This is a genomic window from Nocardiopsis valliformis DSM 45023 (assembly GCF_000340985.1).
Lineage (GTDB): Bacteria > Actinomycetota > Actinomycetes > Streptosporangiales > Streptosporangiaceae > Nocardiopsis > Nocardiopsis exhalans.
In genome coordinates this window covers 52162-69396 of record NZ_ANAZ01000007.1, presented here as the reverse complement: position 1 = coordinate 69396, position 17235 = coordinate 52162, and the positions used below count along the sequence as shown (strand labels likewise).

The 17235-nt window shown below is 70.4% G+C and carries 16 protein-coding genes; 9 read left to right on the top strand and 7 right to left on the bottom strand.

Annotation, left to right across the window (positions count from 1 at the left end):
- Positions 1–6: 6 nt before the first annotated feature.
- Together D457_RS0107665 and D457_RS0107660 are read left to right on the top strand one after the other, a co-directional pair.
- Entirely contained in the window at positions 7–1503 is a 1497-nt protein-coding gene (locus D457_RS0107665; RefSeq protein WP_039831065.1) for a purine-cytosine permease family protein, read from the top strand.
- Positions 1504–1565: 62 nt separating this feature from the next.
- On the top strand, positions 1566–2999 hold the full coding sequence (locus D457_RS0107660) for an aminobutyraldehyde dehydrogenase (RefSeq protein WP_017580064.1): 1434 nt from the start codon (positions 1566–1568) through the stop codon (positions 2997–2999).
- A 26-nt stretch (positions 3000–3025) separates the two neighbouring features.
- On the opposite strand, the gene D457_RS0107655 is transcribed toward D457_RS0107660, so the two are convergent.
- Together D457_RS0107655 and ddaH are read right to left on the bottom strand one after the other, a co-directional pair.
- Positions 3026–3649: a TetR/AcrR family transcriptional regulator gene (locus D457_RS0107655; RefSeq protein ID WP_017580063.1), complete on the bottom strand. Its 624-nt coding sequence runs from the start codon at positions 3647–3649 to the stop codon at positions 3026–3028.
- A gap of 206 nt (positions 3650–3855) precedes the next feature.
- Positions 3856–4692, bottom strand: a complete 837-nt coding sequence (ddaH, locus tag D457_RS0107650) for a dimethylargininase (RefSeq protein ID WP_026116438.1) — start codon at positions 4690–4692, stop codon at positions 3856–3858.
- A 249-nt stretch (positions 4693–4941) separates the two neighbouring features.
- On the opposite strand from ddaH, the gene D457_RS0107645 reads away from it, so the two are divergent.
- Positions 4942–6036: a zinc-binding dehydrogenase gene (locus tag D457_RS0107645; RefSeq protein ID WP_017580061.1), complete on the top strand. Its 1095-nt coding sequence runs from the start codon at positions 4942–4944 to the stop codon at positions 6034–6036.
- A 26-nt stretch (positions 6037–6062) separates the two neighbouring features.
- Here D457_RS0107645 and D457_RS0107640 read toward each other — a convergent pair whose 3' ends face one another.
- Positions 6063–6929 (bottom strand): hypothetical protein, encoded by an 867-nt coding sequence (locus D457_RS0107640; protein ID WP_017580060.1) that lies wholly within the window; start codon positions 6927–6929, stop codon positions 6063–6065.
- Between the two features lie 287 nt (positions 6930–7216).
- Here D457_RS0107640 and D457_RS0107635 point away from each other — a divergent pair, with 287 nt between their 5' ends.
- Both D457_RS0107635 and D457_RS0107630 read left to right on the top strand, forming a co-directional pair.
- Positions 7217–8881: an FAD-binding dehydrogenase gene (locus D457_RS0107635; protein WP_017580059.1), complete on the top strand. Its 1665-nt coding sequence runs from the start codon at positions 7217–7219 to the stop codon at positions 8879–8881.
- Positions 8882–9051: 170 nt separating this feature from the next.
- Positions 9052–9711 (top strand): Uma2 family endonuclease, encoded by a 660-nt coding sequence (locus tag D457_RS0107630; RefSeq protein ID WP_017580058.1) that lies wholly within the window; start codon positions 9052–9054, stop codon positions 9709–9711.
- 52 nt (positions 9712–9763) lie between these two features.
- Here the strand turns inward: D457_RS0107630 and D457_RS0107625 are convergent, their stop codons facing one another.
- Positions 9764–10021, bottom strand: a complete 258-nt coding sequence (locus D457_RS0107625) for a hypothetical protein (RefSeq protein WP_017580057.1) — start codon at positions 10019–10021, stop codon at positions 9764–9766.
- A 17-nt stretch (positions 10022–10038) separates the two neighbouring features.
- Positions 10039–10947 carry an SPFH domain-containing protein gene (locus D457_RS0107620; protein WP_017580056.1) on the bottom strand — a complete coding sequence of 303 codons (909 nt, stop codon included), beginning with the start codon at positions 10945–10947 and terminating at the stop codon, positions 10039–10041.
- A gap of 136 nt (positions 10948–11083) precedes the next feature.
- Between D457_RS0107620 and D457_RS0107615 the strand changes: the two genes are divergently transcribed.
- Positions 11084–11581 carry a PH domain-containing protein gene (locus tag D457_RS0107615; protein WP_017580055.1) on the top strand — a complete coding sequence of 166 codons (498 nt, stop codon included), beginning with the start codon at positions 11084–11086 and terminating at the stop codon, positions 11579–11581.
- On the top strand, positions 11578–13494 hold the full coding sequence (locus D457_RS0107610) for a PH domain-containing protein (RefSeq protein ID WP_017580054.1): 1917 nt from the start codon (positions 11578–11580) through the stop codon (positions 13492–13494). Before D457_RS0107615 ends, D457_RS0107610 begins: the two co-directional genes overlap by 4 nt.
- A 142-nt stretch (positions 13495–13636) precedes the next feature.
- Here D457_RS0107610 and D457_RS0107605 read toward each other — a convergent pair whose 3' ends face one another.
- Positions 13637–13990 carry an STAS domain-containing protein gene (locus D457_RS0107605; protein WP_017580053.1) on the bottom strand — a complete coding sequence of 118 codons (354 nt, stop codon included), beginning with the start codon at positions 13988–13990 and terminating at the stop codon, positions 13637–13639.
- 479 nt (positions 13991–14469) lie between these two features.
- Here D457_RS0107605 and D457_RS0107600 point away from each other — a divergent pair, with 479 nt between their 5' ends.
- Positions 14470–15006: an NUDIX hydrolase family protein gene (locus tag D457_RS0107600; RefSeq protein ID WP_017580052.1), complete on the top strand. Its 537-nt coding sequence runs from the start codon at positions 14470–14472 to the stop codon at positions 15004–15006.
- Between the two features lie 171 nt (positions 15007–15177).
- A complete protein-coding gene (locus D457_RS0107595; RefSeq protein ID WP_017580051.1) occupies positions 15178–15861 on the top strand; it encodes a nucleoside/nucleotide kinase family protein in 684 nt (227 codons plus the stop codon).
- A gap of 72 nt (positions 15862–15933) precedes the next feature.
- Here the strand turns inward: D457_RS0107595 and D457_RS0107590 are convergent, their stop codons facing one another.
- Positions 15934–17214, bottom strand: coding sequence for an NAD(P)/FAD-dependent oxidoreductase (locus D457_RS0107590; RefSeq protein ID WP_017580050.1), 1281 nt, complete (start codon positions 17212–17214; stop codon positions 15934–15936).
- Between the last annotated feature and the right edge of the window lie 21 nt (positions 17215–17235).

The following is a 17235-nucleotide window of genomic DNA, read 5'->3' as shown; positions in this document are numbered from 1 at the left end:
CCAGCCGTGTCCCACCCCCAGCCCGCCCCAGTGACGGAGGTCGAGACCCACGGGGTCGCCCCGATCCCGGTCACCGACCAGACCTCACGCCCCTTCGACCTGTTCCGACTCACCTTCGGCGGCGCCAACACCTTCGCCACCATCATCCTGGGCACCCTGCCCATCGCCTACGGCCTCGGGTTCACCGCGGCGTTGACCGCCACCGTGGTCGGGGTGGTCGTCGGGGCGCTCATCCTCTCCCCCATGGCGCTGTTCGGACCGCGTACGCGCACCAACAACGCAGTCTCCTCTGGAGCGCACTTCGGCGTGGTAGGCCGCTCCCTGGGTTCGCTGCTGTCCCTGCTGACCGCCGTCACCTTCTTCTCCATCTCGGTGTGGGTCAGCGGTGACGCGATCGTGGGCGCCGCAGCGCGGCTGGGGGTGCACGGCGGGGACGCCCTGCGCGCGGCCGCCTACGGTGTCATCGCGGTGGCAGTGTTCGTGGTGTGCGTGTACGGATACCAGTTCATGCTGTTGATCAACAAGGTGGCCGTGGTGGCGGGCAGCGCGCTGATGCTGCTCGGCCTGTTCGCCTACGGCGGCTCGTTCGATCCCTCGTTCGCAGGGAGCGGTGACTACATCCTGGGTGGCTTCTGGCCCACCTGGGTACTCGCGGTGCTGACCATCATGGCCAACCCGGTCTCCTTCGGCGGTTTCCTCGGCGACTGGTCCCGGTACATCCCCGCCGCCACCTCCACGCGTCGAATGCTGGCCGCCCCGTTCCTGGCTCAAGTGTGCACGCTGCTGCCGTTCGTGTTCGGACTGGCCACCGCGACCCTGGTCGCCGACCCCAACCAGTACGTGTCCGGGCTCTCGGAGCTGTCCCCGCTCTGGTACGCCCTGCCGCTGCTGCTGGTGGCGCTGGTGGGCGGCTTGTCGACCGGGACCACGGCGCTGTACGGGACCGGCCTGGACTTCTCCTCGCTGGTGCCGCGGCTGAACCGCGTCCAGGGCACTGTCGTGGTGGGCTGCCTGGCGCTGGCCCTGGTCTTCGTGGGCACGTTCCTGTTCGACTTCGTCGAGACCATCAACGCCTTCGCGATCCTGATCGTTCTGCTGACCTCGCCGTGGATGGTGATCCTCATGCTGGGCTACCTGTTCCGGCGCGGGTTCTACCTGGTCGAGGACCTGCAGGTGTTCAACGAGGGACGCCGGGGCGGCGCGTACTGGTTCCGTGCGGGGGTCAACTGGCGGGCGATGTCGGCGTGGCTGCTGGCCGCGCTGGCGGGCCTGCTGTTCGCCAACACCCCGCTGCTGGTCGGGCCGCTCGGGAACCTGGCCGCGGGGATCGACCTGAGCCTGCCCGCCGCGCTGGTCACCGCCGCGGTCGTCTACCCGGCCGCCCTGTTCCTGTTCCCCGAACCGCGTTCCGTGTTCGGGCCCCAGGGGCCGCGACTGGTCCCGACCCGCGAGGAGCCAGCCCGGCCCGTCACCGACGAGGCCCCGGCCACCGCGGCGCGCTGAGACCTCGACCCACCATCAGCGAACACCCCACCGCACACACCCGACGAGAAGCGAAGGACATCATGAGCAGCCACGAGACCCTGCACAGCGTGGTCGACGGCAAGCCCCTGCACCCGACGGGCGGCCGAACCCTGGAGCTGGTCGACCCGACCACCGGGCAGGTGGCGGGCCTGGCCGGGATCTGCGGCCCCGACGAGGTCGCGGCCGCCCTGGACTCCTCCGCGCGCGCCTTTCGCACCTGGCGCAAGGCCACCCCGGCAGCGCGACAAGAGGCACTGCTGGCCATCGCCGACGCCCTGGCCGCGCGCGCCGAGGAGTTCGCCGACGCCGAGTGCCGCGAGACCGGCAAGCCGCGCACCAGCATGCTGGACGAGGAGATCCCCTTCTGCGTCGACACCCTCAAGTTCTTCGCCGGGTCCGCTCGCCACCTGGAGGGCAAGGCCGCCGCCGAGTACGCCGAGAGCCGCACCTCCTGGATCCGCCGTGAGCCGGTCGGGGTCTGCGTGGGCATCACCCCGTGGAACTACCCCCTGATGATGGCGGTGTGGAAGATCGGCCCGGCGCTGGCCGCGGGCAACACGGTGGTGCTCAAGCCCGCCGAGTCCACGCCGACCACCACGGTCCTGCTCGCCGAGATCGCCGCCGAGGTACTGCCCGCGGGCGTGCTCAACACCGTCGTGGGCGACCGCGGCACCGGGCGCGCCCTGGTGGAGCACCCGACAGCGCGCCTGGTGTCGGTCACCGGCTCCACCCGCGCCGGGGCGCAGGTGGCCAAGAGCGCCTCCGACGACCTCAAGCGCCTGCACCTGGAACTGGGCGGCAACGCCCCGGTGCTGGTCTTCGACGACGCCGACGTGGCCGACAGCGCCGCCGGAGTGGTCACGGCGGGCTTCCTCAACGCCGGGCAGGACTGCACCGCGGCCACCCGCGTGATCGTGCACGACTCCGTCCACGACGCGTTCGTCACCGAGCTGTCCCGCCTGGCCGCCGAACAGGTGACCGGGCGCCCCTCAGCGGAGGCGAGCGACTTCGGGCCGCTCAACAACGCCGACCAGTTCGCCCGGGTCACCGGGCTGCTGGAGCGCCTGCCCGCGCACGCGAAGGTGGAGACCGGCGGGCACCGGGTCGGCGAGACCGGGTACTTCCTGGCCCCCACGGTCGTCTCCGGGCTGCGCGCCGACGACGAGATCGTCCTGGAGGAGGTGTTCGGACCGGTGGTCACCGTGCAGCGGTTCGCCGACGAGGCCGAGGCCGTGGAGCTGGCCAACGGCGTCGAGCAGGGCCTGGCGTCCTCGGTGTGGACCCGCGACCACGCGCGTGCGCTGCGGGTCTCCGGCGAACTGGACTTCGGTGCGGTGTGGGTGAACACCCACGGCGACCTGCTGTCGGAGATGCCGCACGGCGGGTTCAAGCGTTCGGGTTACGGCAAGGACCTGTCCGCCTACAGCCTGGAGGACTACACGCGCGTCAAGCACGTGATGAGCTCCCTGGACTAGCGTCCGGCTGCCCGGCCGGGGCTGCTTCAGACCCCGGCCGGGCGACGGGCTCTCAGGTGGGACCAGGTCAGTTCGGTGACGTGTCCGGCCATGGTGTCGGGGGTCTCGTCCGGGTTCTCCAGCAGCCAGTCCACGAAGGCGTCCGCGGTGCTCACCGCGACCCGGGCCAGCAGTTGGGCGTCCCTGGGGTCGAGGGCTCCGAAGTCCCCGCTGGTACAGGCGGTGATGAGCTCGGCCATCTCCTCGGTGACGCGGTCGCGCATGCGGGTGGTCTCGCCCGCGAAGGGCTCTCCCTGCACGGCCGCGCGCCGGTACAGAACGGTCCAGCTCTCCCGGTTGTCCACCACGAAGGTGAAGAAGGCCTGCATCCCGCGGTGCAGCGGGTCGTCGCCGAGCGGGGCGGCGGGGTCGTGCACGGCGGCCCGGATGGTCTCGACGAGCCGTTCCATCTCCCTGCGCACGCAGGCGGTGAAGATCCCTTCCTTCGAACCCAGGTAGTGGTACACCGTCGGCTTGGACGTCCCGGCGACCTCGGCGATCTCCTCAACGCTGACCGTGTGGTAGTCACCACGGGAGAACGCTGTGACGGCGGCGTCGATCAGCTGTCGTTCCCTGACATGACGTGGAAGTCTGCGCTGTTTGGTCTTCACGGAAACCGACCCTAGTGGGATCGGCGGCTTTGGCCAGAGGCCGCCGGACATGAGTTTCCTCGGCCGATCCACGGGTTCGGCACCCCGGCGTACGTGACCTGTGGGGCCGCGACCGAGGCGAATTCGGAACGTGGCGCATCCCACACTCAGAGTTGTTTAGGCGGGCGGTTTCCGCACAGGAGTGCGCGGAACCCGCCCGCGGTTTGTCATTCCGATACGCCCCTCAGCTCGAGGGTGCAGCACTTGGCCCCGCCGCCGGCCTTACGCAGTTCGTCGAGCTCCACCGGGTGGACCTCGAATCCCAGAGCGCGCAGCCGCCCAGCGAGCGCGGTGGCCTCGGCGGCGATGACCACGTTGCGGCCGTCGCAGACCGCGTTGAGCCCGAGCACCGCCGCGTCCTCCTCCGTGGCCAGGAGCGCGTCGGGGTACAGGGCGCGCAGTACCCTGCGGCTGCCTTCGGAGAAGGCACCGGGGTAGTACGCGACCTGGTCGCCGGAGAGTGCGAACAGCGCGGTGTCAAGGTGGTAGAAGCGCGGGTCGACCAGCTGCAGGGTGACGACCGGGCGGCCCAGGAGACGCTCGGCCTCCTGGTGGGCGGCGGCCTCGGTACGGAAGCCGGTGGCGGCCAGGACCACGTCGTCGAGGGTGATGAAGTCGCCCTCGCCCTCGTTGACGTGCTTGGGCTCCCGGACCTCGGTGTAGCCCGCCTTGCGGAACCAGTCCAGGTAGGCCGGGCCCTCCGGGGTGCGTTCGGCACTGGCGAACCGGGCACCGTAGACGCGCCCGTCCACGACCAGTGCGCCGTTGGCCGCGAAGACCATGTCGGGCAGCCCCTCGATCGGCGCGATCTCGCTGACCCTGTGACCCAGGGACCGGTACAGGTCCCGCAGCCCCTCCCACTGACGGACGGCGCGTGCCCGGTCGACGCCCGCTGCCGGATCCATCCACGGATTGATCGCGTATTCCACCGCGAAGTAAGTGGGTCTGCACATCAGGTAGTGCCGCGGTGTCACCGCGGCCGCAGAGTCGACAGGTCGAGCCATGAAACCTCCCCGTTGAGGTGCACCGGAAGCCGTACGGCCCGCAGTGGTACAGGCATTTACCACACCGCGTTATCCGGCGGACAAAAGTGGGATACCCGCGCGGAAGGCCCGCCAATATAAGCTTTTGCATAAAGTCGACCGCTGTCAGCCGAAACCGTGCGGCCCTGCCTGGCGGAGGGCGCCCCGCACCACCGACCGACCGGCCGGTATTGCTAAGGTCTCCGCAGTTCCGCGATTGGAGACCTCCTCATGAGTACGACCGTCAAGGCAGCCGTCTTCCACGAGACCGATGCTCCCCCCGAGATCCGCGACGTCGTCCTGCCCGACCCCGGCCCGGGCCAGGTCCGGGTCCGGATGGTCGCGGCCGGCGTGTGCCACTCCGACATCTCCCTGTCCAACGGAACCCTGGCCCAGCCCCTGCCCGCGGTCCTGGGCCACGAGGGCACGGGCACCGTCGAGGCGGTCGGCCCCGGTGTGACCGAGCTGATGCCGGGCCAGCAGGTCATCCTGAACTGGGCGCCGCCCTGCCGCGCGTGCTGGTTCTGCGAACAGGGCGAACCCCACCTGTGCGAGCACGCCCTCGACCGCATGGCCACCCCCTACGCCGAACTCACCGACGGCACCCCGGTGTACCCGGGGCTGAACACCGGCGCCTTCGCCGAGGCCACGGTCGTTCCGGTCGGCGCGCTCGTCCCGCTGCCGGACGGGATCGACCTGGCGGTCGCGTCGATGCTGGGCTGCGCGGCGCTCACCGGATGGGGCGCCGTCAACAACGCCGCCAAACTGCGGGCGGGCCAGTCCGCCCTGGTGCTGGGGCTGGGCGGGGTGGGCCTGTCCCTCCTCCAGGCCGCTCGGATGGCGGGGGCCGACCCGCTGATCGCGGTCGACGTCTCCACCGAGAAGGAGGAGTTGGCCCGTTCCCTGGGCGCCACCGAATTCCTGGTCTCCGACCCGAAGGTGCACAAGTCGGTGCGCAAGCTGACCGGCGGGCGGGGGGTCGACCACGCCTTCGAGGTGGTCGGCAAGGCCCAGGTGGTGCGTACCGCTTGGAACTCCTGCCGCCGGGGCGGCACCGTGACGGTGGTGGGGCTGGGCTCGAAGCAGGACGAGGTGTCCTTCAACGCCTTGGAGCTGTTCCACCAGGCGCGCACGGTCCAGGGGTGCGTGTACGGATCCAGCGACCCGGTCCGGGACATCCCGGTGCTCGCCGAGGCGGTCCGTGCGGGAGAGCTGAAGCTCGCCGCGATGATCACCGACGAGATCTCCCTGGAGGGTCTGCCCGAGGCCTTCGAGCGCATGCGCCAGGGCAAGGGCGGCCGATCCCTGGTCCGCTTCGGCGCCTGACCGGGGACTCGGACCGCACACGGGTTTCAGCGGTCGAGCGCTCCCTGGCCGGGGCGCTCGACCGGGTTGCCGTCGGCGTCGAGCATGGTCACCTCGACCGGGTGCAGGGGGCGGGAGTTCTGTGGGATCGGCAGCCCGGTCAGGGCGCGGGCGGTCCCCAGCACCACCGTCCAGAAACCGCCCCAGAGCAGCACGGGAACCAGCAGGGAGCCGGGCAGGAGCAGCGCGTAGACGAGTAGACCGGCGGTGGTCAGCATCGCCATCATCCAGATCATGCCGCCGCCCCGGCCCACGTACTGCCAGCCGCCCAGGAGCCCCAGCGCGAGCGCGGCGAACAGGGCGGAATCCGTGGCCTGCGCCAGCACCGGGAAGAGGACCGTGTAGACGACGAGAAGGTGCGAGAGCACCACCACCGCGTAACCTCCGGCCATGGCCCCGAGCTCCCGCCGCTCCCGGGGAAGCTCCAGGAGCTCCTCCCGGCTCACCTGGGGCGGCAACTCCCCGGAGCGAACGTGCTGCAGCAGCTTGAGGTTGGACCGGGCGACGGTCACGACGAGGAGCACGAACACGGCCAGCCCGCCCGCCCCCACCAGGAGCAGACCGAGGGGTTCGGGATCGGCCAGGACCACCGGAGCCCATCCGATGTCGACCGGAGACACGGACCGGGCGGTGCCCAGGAAGGCCATCACCGCCAGGACCTCGGCCAGGAGGCACCAGGCCGCGTGCCGGAAGCCGGTGGCGTAGGGCGTGCGGTCCTTCGGGGCGAGTCGGCGCTTCTGTCGTGCACGCCAGGAGCGCAGCAGCGGAGGCGCGGCCACGTAGTAGGCGAAAAGGATCAGGGCGATGACGGTGGCGACCGGACCGGGGACGAAGGTCGGCAGGGGGAAGTGCACGGGGGAACTTTCTCGGCAGAGCACGCTGTGACCTGCGATGGCCCTGAGGATCAGGGCCACGGGAGCGCGACAACGCGATTATGTCCCATCAGTCCCTTTCGCCGTCCCGCCTGCCCCACCACTTGTCACCCACTGACAAATGATGTGGCGCGGGACACACACTGCTCTTGTCCTGCGGGCCGGACCGGGGCACAGTCGTCATCATCGCGCACGCTGTGCCCGCAAAGACACCGTGCCCGCAAAGACCGTGTCCGCCGGGGCACGGACGACCCCCCGAGGAGAACCGCATGAGTACCGGAGTCGACCAGGCCGACGTCATCGTCGTCGGGGCAGGGCTGGCCGGACTGGCTGCGGCGGCCGAACTGGCCGACGCCGGGAAACGGGTGATCCTGCTGGACCAGGAGCCCGAGCAGTCCCTGGGCGGGCAGGCGTTCTGGTCCTTCGGCGGGCTGTTCTTCGTGAACTCCCCCGAGCAGCGACGCATGGGCATCAAGGACTCCAAGGAGCTGGCCCTCCAGGACTGGATGGGCACCGCCGCCTTCGACCGCCCCGAGGACGAGTGGCCGCGCAAGTGGGCCGAGGCCTACGTGGACTTCGCCGCCGGGGAGAAGTACTCCTGGCTGCGCCAGCAGGGGCTCAAGGTCTTCCCGATCGTCGGCTGGGCCGAGCGCGGCGGCTACCTCGCCGACGGGCACGGCAACTCGGTCCCCCGCTTCCACATCACATGGGGCACCGGCCCGGGGGTGGTCGCACCCTTCGAACGCCGGGTGCGCGCGGCCGCCGAACGCGGGCTCATCTCCCTGCGGTTCCGCCACCGGGTGGACGAGCTCGTGGTGACCAACGGGACGGTCACCGGGGTGCGCGGTACGGTGCTGGCCCCCAGCGACATCAAGCGGGGGCAGGCCAGCAACCGGGACGAGGCCGGTGAGTTCGAGGTGGGCGCGCAGGCGGTCATCGTGACCGCGGGCGGGATCGGCGGCAACCACGACCTGGTCCGGCAGAACTGGCCCGAGCGGCTGGGCACCGCGCCCAAGCACATGCTGTCGGGGGTGCCCGCCCACGTGGACGGCCGGATGCTCGGCATCACCGAGAAGGCCGGCGGTGAGATCATCAACCGCGACCGGATGTGGCACTACACCGAGGGCATCCAGAACTGGGACCCGATCTGGAACAAGCACGGTATCCGCATCCTGCCCGGACCGTCGTCCCTGTGGCTGGACGCGACCGGCAAGCGGCTGCCCGCCCCGTACTTCCCGGGCTTCGACACCCTGGGCACCCTGGACCACATCATGAAGAGCGGCCACGAGTACACGTGGTTCGTGCTCTCACAGAAGATCATCGAGAAGGAGTTCGGCCTCTCCGGCTCCGAGCAGAACCCGGACCTGACCAACAAGGACCTCAAGCTGGTCCTCAAGCGGGTCCTGCCGGGCGCGCCCGGACCGGTGGAGGCGTTCAAGCGCAACGGCGCCGACTTCGTGGTCGCGGACAGGCTGCCCGAGCTGATCCGCAAGATGAAGGAGATCTCCGGCGACGACGTGCTGGACGCCGACACCGTGACCCGCGAGGTGGTGGCCCGCGACCGGGAGATGGTCAACACCTTCACCAAGGACCTCCAGGTCATGGCGATCCACGGGGCCCGCAACTACAGGGGCGACAAGATCGCCCGGGTGGCGACCCCGCACCAGATCCTCGACCCGAAGTCGGGTCCGCTGATCGCGGTGCGCCTGCACATCCTCACCCGCAAGACCCTGGGCGGCCTGCACACCGACCTGGACTCCCGGGTGCTGCGCGCCGACGGCACCCCGCTGCCCGGGGTGTACGCGGCCGGCGAGGTCGCGGGCTTCGGCGGCGGCGGCGTGCACGGCTACCGCTCCCTGGAGGGCACCTTCCTGGGCGGCTGCATCTTCTCGGGACGTACCGCGGGAAGGGCCGCGGCGGCCGCCCTGGGGTAGGGCTGACCGGCCGTGTAGGGGCAAGGCACTAACGCGTGCCCTGCCCCTACCTAGTTCCGGGCAGGCTCAAGAAGCGAATGATGTGGGCACTTACTCGCGAGTTCTGCGATTCCCGCCCGAGGCGCCCAAAGGTTCCGACACGCTGGTCCCCATGCGATCGAGGAGGCATCATGAGTGTCATGACTACCGGCAAGACGGATCTGGGACCGGCACCGCTCACCGTGGACGACCTGCAACGCATGCCGGACGACGGGCGGCGCTACGAGCTCGTCGACGGGAGGCTTGACGTGTCTCCCGCACCCGTGTTCCTGCACAGTCGCGTCGAATCCCGACTCAGCATTCACCTGGGCGTTATGGCTCCGGTGGAGTGCGAGGTCATCACCGGACCCGGCATCAACTTCAACGGGGACAGGACGCATCACCGCATCCCGGACCTGGTGGTCATCAGCGCCGACGAGGCGGAGAGCCCGTACTTGACCAAACCCCCGCTCCTGGCGGTGGAGGTGGTCTCCCCCGAGAGCGTCCTCCGGGACCACCACACCAAGAAGCACGAGTACGCGGCCTTCGGCATCCCCTCGTACTGGGTGATCACCCCCGACCCCGACGGCCCGAGCATTATCGAGATGCGGTTGAAGGACGGTGAGTACACCGAGGTCGCCGCGGCCTTCGACAAAGAAGTGCTGGACACCGAGCTGCCCTTCCCGGTGAAGGTCGTGCCCCAGTGGCTGTTGCGTACCGGTGGTGACTGGCGTCTGCACATAGGCGGGCCGAAGGAGGCAGACGATGCGAAGACGGTCGAGGAAACGGAGAAGTGGGAGAGCGACGCGTAGCTCTCACCTCGACGGCGCGGAGCCGGGTGTCCCCCTCGGGCACCCGGCTCCGTCATGTCTGCTCTGGTTCTTCCGACGCCTCCTCGCCGTCGCTCTCGGCGGTGGGTTCGTCGGCCTTGGGTTTGCGGGGTCGCCCCCTCCTGGGCATGTCCCCGGCCTCCTTGGGCATCCGCCCCGCCTCGTCCAGGGCGCGGCGCAGGAGGAACTCGATCTGGGCGTTGGTGCTGCGCAGCTCCTGCCCTGCCCAGCGCGCGAGCGCGTCATGGACGGCGGGGTCGAGCCGCAGCAGCACCTTCTTGCGCTCGGGCACGGCAACCTCACCCGGATCTACTGGTAGAGCGTCCCGGTGTTCACGACCGGGCTGGCGGGGCGGTCCGAGCACAGCACCACGAGCAGGTTGCTGACCATGGCCGCCTTGCGCTCCTCGTCCAGGTCCACCACGTCCTCGTCCGAGAGCCGCTCCAGGGCGCGGTCGACCAGGGTGACGGCGCCCTCGACGATCTCCGCGCGGGCGGCGATCATGGCGCTGGCCTGCTGGCGCTGCAGCATGGCCTGGGCGATCTCGGGCGCGTAGGCCAGGTGGGTGAAGCGGGACTCCACGATCTTCACGCCCGCGGCGTCGACGCGTTCGGCGACCTCCTTGGACAGCTGCTCGGTGATGGCGTCGGCGCTGTCGCGCAGGGACGGGACGGCGTCGTCGCCGTAGGAGTCGTAGGGGTACTTGCCCGCGATGTGGCGCACGGCCGCCTCGGTCTGGGTGGAGACGAACTGGATGAAGTCGTCCACCTCGAAGGAGGCCCGCGCGGTGTCCTCCACCTGCCAGACGACAACCGCGGCGATCTCGATGGGGCTGCCCGCGGCGTCGTTGACCTTCATGACCGAGGTCTCGTGGTTGCGGATACGGGTGGAGATCGCGTTGCGCACGGTCAGCGGGTTGACCCAGCGCAGGCCGTCGGTGCGGATGGTGCCGACGTAGCGTCCGAAGAACTGGACGACCTGGGCCTCGTTGGGCGCGACCATCGTCAGTCCGACGGCCAGGACCACTCCGGCGGCGGCGATCACGATCCCGACCGCGACCAGTGACGCGTGCAGGCCGATCAGGGGCAGGGAGGCGATTCCGGCACCGGCGAGGAACAGTACAACGGACACCGCGAACATGGGGATTCCGCTGGAACCGAAGGCCTCGCGTTCCCGGTACTGCGGCGCCGGCCTGGTGACACTCGGTGTCTCGCTCATCTGTGTTCCATCCTCTTGTCTTCCATGCTCTGGGGCGCCCGTCCTTTTAGGTGATGACTTGAGAATAGCATTGTGATATCACTTTTAACAGACGGCCCGCCCCCGGGGCCACCGACTGAGAGGAGACGTGGACGCGATGAGCACCGACGCTCTGCGACTGCGACCGCCCCACCACCGCGTGGACCGGCGCGCCATTTGGTGGTGGACGACCCGGTCCCTCGCGGTGACGGTCGTCCTCACGGTCATCCCCGTGATCCCCGCCCTGATCTGGGAGCCGGTGCGCTTCTGGTTCCTGGTCGCCGCCGGGGTCCTCGGCGGGCTCGGGCTGCTGATCACGGTGGTGATGCCCCAGTGGCGCTACCGCGTCCACCGCTGGGAGGTCACCGAGACCGCCGTCTACACCTCCAGCGGGTGGATCTGGCAGGAGTGGCGGGTGGCCCCGATGTCGCGCATCCAGACCGTGGACACCGCGCGCGGACCGCTGCAGAGGGCTTTCGGTCTGTCCAGCGTGACGGTGACGACCGCTTCGGCGGCCGGGCCCATCGAGATCAGCGGCCTGGACCACGAGTTGGCGACCGAGGTGGCCGACCAGCTCACAGACAGCACCGAGGCGGTTCCGGGGGATGCGACATGACCTCCCACGACGACCACCGCCCGGACGAGGAGCCGCGTGAGGCCCCCGACAGGGAGCCGCACCAGGCGCCGGACCAGGGCCCGAAGGCCGAGCTGAACCCGGAGCCGAACCCGGAACCGGACGTGCGGCCGAACGCCGAGCCGGACGGGACTCCGCAGCCAGAGCAGCAAACGGAGGGGCAGACCGAGGAACGGGAAGAGGAGCACGCAGCCGAGCAGCAGGATGAGGAGGACGGTTGGCAGGGCCTGAGCACGCTCAGCGTGTGGGCCAACACCGCCCTCGTGACACTGTTCATGGTGCCCAGTGCCGTCGTCGCGACCCTCGCGCTGTTCTTCACTGACGCCCCGAACTTGTGGGCGCTCCTTCCCGTCCCCGCCGCGCTCGCCTTCATCGGGCTGATGACCTACATCGACCTGGTCCGGCTGCGCGCCGTCCGGTACCGGGTCACCGCCGAGCGCATGGAGATGCGCTCGGGCGTCATCGCCAAGGCCTTCCGCTCCATCCCCCGCGAACGCGTGCGCAGCGTGGACGTAGCCGCCCCCGTCTACGTACGGGTCTTCGGTCTGTGCTCGGTGACCGTGGGGACCGGCGAGTCGGCCGGCGCCGGCGGTACCGACCAGCTCCAGCTGCTGTTCGTGACGGCGGAGCAGGGCGAGAGCCTGCGCCGCGAACTGCTGCGCCGGGCCGCCCCGGCCACGGGCTCCGCCGAGGGCTCCGAGAGCACCGGGGATGAGGCGGCGGACGAGGAGGAGACCGAGCTGATCCGGCTGAACCCGCGCTGGTTCGCCTACGCCCCCGCCACCATGACGACCTTCGGTATCGGGCTCGGTGTGATCGCCGCCCTGATCGGTATCAACGCCCAGAGCGGCGGCCACGGCTGGCGGTGGATCTCCGAGCAGACCGACATGCCCAGCTCCCAGGAGATGTCCAGCTTCGTGATGGGCCAGCTGCTGGTGGTCGTCCCGATCGCGCTGCTCTCGCTGATGCTGTCCGGTGTGGTCATCCTGGTCCTCATCGCGGTGGAAACCTGGTGGGACTACCGGCTGGTCCGCGAGGCCGACGGTACGGTGCGGCTGCGCCGGGGCCTGCTGACCAGTGTGTCGCTGTCGGTGGAGGGCCGCCGTCTGAACGGTGTCGTCCTGCACGAACCCTTCGTACTGCGCTCGGTGCGCGGTGCCTCCATCCGTGCCGTGGCGACCGGTCTGTCCGCCGGTGACGCCCAGAAGACCGAGGCCAAGAGCCGCCTGTCCCCCGCGATGCCCCGGGCGCGCGCCCGTGAGCTGGGGGCCGCCCTGATGCGTGAGCCCGATTCCGCGCTCGACGCGCCGCTGGCCGAGCACCCGAGGGCGGCGCTGCGCCGCCGGTTCACCCGGGCCGCGGTCTGCTCGATGGTGGCGCTCGCCCTGGCCGGCGGGCTCGCCTGGCTACAGCAGGTGGCCACCCAGGCCTGGTGGGACGGGCTCCAGGTGGCGGAGGAACAGTTCATGCCGTTCCCACTGGCCGGCCCGACCATCCAGGCCACCCCGGGCTGGGGCTGGTTCGCGGTCGCGGCGGTGTTCGCGGTGGTGACGTTCTGGTACGCGATCGGCTCCTACCGGGGCCTGGGCCACGGCCTGCACCCGAAGTACCTGGTGGTGCGTAAGGGAATGGCGGTGCGCGACACCGTCACCCTGGAGCGTTCCGCGGTGATCGGCTGGCGGATCACGCGTTCGCCGTTCCAACGCAGGGTCGGCCTGGCCAGCGTGTCGGCGACCACGGCCTCCGGCGAGGGGATGTACACCGCCGGGGACGTGGGTCTGGGCCAGGGCCTGGCCTGGGCGGACGAGGCGGTACCGGAGCTGCTCGCCCCGTTCCTCGTCCGTGAGGAGGGCGGGAGCGGCCCCGCCGAACCCAAGCCCTCGGTGCTGCCGTAGGCACATCGACCCGCTCGGACCGGTGTCCCGGTGCCCCACTTCCCCGGGGCACCGGGACACAGGCGTTCTTCCGGGCTTCTTTCGAACTTCCAACCAGCCCGAAACCCGGGACATGTCCGGGCCGGAAGCCGTCCCGAATCGGCTAGGGCACGGGGTTGTCGAAGATGGGTTCCCCGTCGACCCGCAGGCCGCTGGTGTGGGTGAGCGCCATCTCCACCATCGGGTAGACCTCGAACAGGCGCCGCATCCCGAGAGCTTCGAGCACCCGGTCGGCGATGGGCGAGGGTTCGGCCAGGACCACGTGTCGACCCTGGCGGGTCAGCTCCCGGTAGACGGCTACCAGGGCGCGCACACCGCTGGCGTCGAAGAAGCCGAGCCCGGACATGTCCACGACCAGGCAGTCGCACCGTGAGGCACTCGCGGCCTTGAGCAGCCGATCCCGGAGGAGATCGGCGGTGGCCAGGTCCACCTCACCGTGGACGCGCACCACCGTCACTCCTGTACATGGAAAACGTTCCTGGGCCGAGAACAGGGCATCCATCGCCACTCGGGCCACCTCTCACCGGACGTAACCTTTCCACTACGCAACCGCGTACGAGATCGTAACCTCTCCAGTGAGGTTCCGGGAGGGTTTCCATGAGAAAACCCACCAGAATCTCGCTGATGCAGCCTCCCCGACACACAGGTGTCACCGCCCCGCATGATGGGGCCACGATCTCCCGGGGCCCGACAGCACAGGACCCCCACTCTTCTCTCTCGGACACTCCTCATCCCTCTCGGACACTCCCGAACAGGCACCCGCACCGTGCTTTCCGCGCGCCCGTGCGGTAAAAGCGGTACTTGGACACCCGTGTGACGGCCGGTGGCCCTGTTCCCCCACGGGGGAAGGGCCCCTGACCGCCCTCATGGACACGAAGAGAGCGAAGGGAGGGAGCGGCCGAGACTGCCCCGCGCAGTCCCGCGACCGCGAACCCGATGACCGAAACCGCTGACACCCAGCCCGGCTGGTTCTCCTCCGACGAGTTGGAGAGCGTCCGCGCCCGCATGCCCGTGCTCTACGTCCAGGCGGTACCCGTGCGGGTGGACGAGTCCGGATCGGTGACCCACGTGGGGCTGCTCATGCGCGCCGACCCCGACGGCAGCTTCAACCGTTCGGTGGTCTCCGGGCGGGTGCTGTACCACGAGCGGGTCCGGGACGCCCTCCTGCGCCATCTGGAGAAGGACCTGGGCCCGGTGGCCCTCCCCCGGATCCCCAGTTCACCGCAGCCCTTCACCGTCGCCGAGTACTTCCCCACCCCGGGCGTCACCCCCTTCCATGACCCCCGCCAGCACGCCGTGGCCATGGCTTACGTGGTACCGGTGAGCGGTGACTGCCAACCCCGCCAGGACGCCCTGGACCTGGTGTGGTTCACCCCCGAGGAGGCGACCAGCCCGCAGGTCCGCGCGGAGATGCCCGGCGGGCAGGGTGTCCTGGTCCGCCAGGCACTGGCCTATGTCGGCCACGCCCCCTGACTCCTCCCGCTCGACGCACGGGCCACACAGGCCGGATCGCTCCGGCACGACCCCGCTGACCTGAGCACACAGGTCTGACCACACGGGCCCCGTATCCGAACCCGGATGCGGGGCCCAACCACCGAAAAACCACCGGGTCGCCCGCGCACCACTGGGCCTAGGCTGGAAACCATGCTCGAATCGCTCGTCGCCGACGCCCTCGCCCTGGTTCCGGAGGAGACCTCCACCGGCCCCGAACGGGTGGTACTCGGCCTGACCGGCGCCCCCGCGGCCGGAAAGTCCACCCTGGCGCGCTACCTGGTGCACGCGGTCGACGAGCAGGCGGGACCCGGTACCGCCGGTTACCTGCCCATGGACGGCTTCCACCTGTCCAACGCACAGCTGGACCGGCTGGGCCGCCGGGACCGCAAGGGCGCCCCGGACACCTTCGACGCACACGGTTACCTCGCGATGGTGCGGCGGCTCCTGGCAGAGACCACCAACCCGGTCTACGTTCCCGACTACGACCGCAGGCTGCACGAGCCGATCGCCGCCCAGCACGTGGTCGAGCCGCGCACCCGACTGGTCGTGACCGAGGGCAACTACCTGGCCAGTGACGAGGAGCCGTGGGCGGGGGTCCGCGGGCTGCTGGCGGAGCTGTGGTACGTGGAAACCGACGACCAGGTGCGCGAACGCCGTCTGCACCGGCGCCAGGTGGCGGGCGGGGCGAGCGCGAACGCGGCCCAGGAGTGGGTCGAGCGCAGCGACCGCCCCAACGGCGAGCTGGTGAAGGGCCTGCGGGACAACTGCACGAGGGTCGTTCGGGTCAGCGGGGTCCCCCGGCTCGGGTCGAAGGACCGCTACTCCGCACGCTGAGCCCCGCCCCGCCCCGGCCCTGCCTGCACGAATCCAGAACCGTTCCCGGGCAACGCGCGTCTATCCGGTGGCTCAGACGGACCCGGCAACCTCGGCACCCCGGTTCCGGGCACTGTGCCGCTTCAACCAGTGCCGGGCGGCCCAGCGGACCAGCATCAGGTACTGGTCGGGCTGCCCCTGGCCGCCGTTCAGCACGCCGTAGGCGTAGGCGACGATGTACTCCTTGTACAGCGCGGCCGGCCTCCCGGTGAGGACGAAGCGGACCGGGGAGTCGTCGCCGCGCACGAACTGGACCAGACCGTCCCGCCGCCCCAGGCTCACGCACTGGAAAAGGTCGGCGAACGGCGGGAGCTCCGGTTCGTCCCCGCGCACCCGCGCGGTGACCGCGTCGGCGGCGGTCCACCCCATGGGCAGCCCCATCGCGCAGGACATCCGCTGGGGATCGCCGTGCACGCCGACCGCGTGCGCGGCGTCCCCCACCACGTACACGTCGGGGTGGGAGACCGAGCGCTGGTCGGTGTCGACCACGGCGCGGCCGTCACGGTCCACCGTGAGCCCGGCCTCGGCGGCCAGGGTCGCCACCCCGAAGCCCGCGTTCCAGACCACGAGGTCCGCGTCCACCCGTGATCCGTCGGCCAGGCGCAGACCGACCGAGTCCACCCCGGCCACGGAGACGCCTTCGCGGGTGCTCACCCCCAGACGGCTCAGGACGCGGTGGACGTGGGCGCGGCCGCGCGGGCTGAGGCCGTCGGCGACCCGTCCCCGGGTGAGGAGTTCCACGCGCAGTCGGGGGTGGCTCTCGGCGATCTCGGTGGCCGTTTCCACTCCGGTGAGCCCGCCGCCGACCACGGCGACGCTGTGCGGGGCGTTCTCACGAATGCGTCGGGCCAGAGCCCATGCGGATCCCAGCGAGGCCGCGTTGTGGGTGTGTTCGGCGGCCCCGGGCACCACGCCCGGCCCTGCGTCGCTGCCGAGGGCGTACACCAGCGTGTCGTAGCTGATCTCGCGCTCCGGCTCCGCCTGCCCTTCCTGTCCTTCTGGGCCCTGCTGTTCTTCCGGTCTCTCCGGCCCTGCGACGCTCACCCGGACGGTGCGCCGCCCGGTGTCCACGTGCTCGACCCGGCCGAGGACCAGGTCGATCCCGGTGCCGTCCAGTGAGGCGGACAGGGGATGCACGCCGACGTCCTGCCCGGCGGCCACCTGGTGCAGACGGACGCGTTCGACGAAGTCGGGTGCTGCGTTGACAAGGGTGATGTGGGCGTCGAGTGCGTCGCGGCGGATGTTGTGGGCGGCCCTGCCGGCCGCGGCCAGTCCGGCGTAGCCCGCGCCGAGCACCAGGATCTCGTGGCTCATGGGTTCTCGTCCTCCAGCTTT